The organism is Virgibacillus carmonensis (genome assembly GCF_057836705.1).
In genome coordinates, this window is sequence record NZ_JBYQFJ010000202.1 from 1 (window position 1) to 648 (window position 648).

1 pseudogene is annotated in these 648 nt (G+C 37.5%); it reads left to right on the forward strand.

Going from position 1 to position 648, the window contains the following annotated elements:
• Positions 1-648: pseudogene (locus AC3G7N_RS21385) on the forward strand (carboxypeptidase M32); the annotation flags it as partial.

The window sequence follows — 648 nt, forward strand, 5'->3', positions numbered from 1 at the left end:
CCGTAAAATACCGGCAGATGAATACAAGGAATATGTCATGCTCCAATCAAAATCGGAATCAATCTGGCAAGAGGCAAGAGAAAAAAATGATTTTTCCATGTTTCAGCCATATTTAGAAAAACTTGTTGACTTTAATCAAAAGTTTGCAAATTACTGGGGATACGATGATCATATTTATGATGCATTACTTGATAATTTTGAACCTGGGATTACTGTTAATAAACTTGATCAAGTTTTTCCCGATCTTAGAAAATCCCTAACAGAATTGTTAGACAGAATATCGTTAAGCGCTGTTAAACCGGATCCCTCCGTTTTAGAAGGGCATTTTCCAAAACAGGATCAGGAAGCTTTCAGTCTGGCCATACTGAAAAAAATGGGATACGACTTTGCTTCAGGACGCCTGGATGAAACCGTGCATCCATTTGCTATCGCTCTAAATCAAAACGATGTACGTGTTACAACACGTTATGATGAAAGTGATTTTCGTTCAGCGGTATTTGGCACCATTCATGAAGGCGGTCATGCATTATATGAACAAAATATTAGTGAAAAATTAGCTAATACACCACTCTCAGATGGTACGTCGATGGGTATACATGAGTCACAATCATTATTCTGGGAAAATTTTGTCGGGCGAACAGAATCATT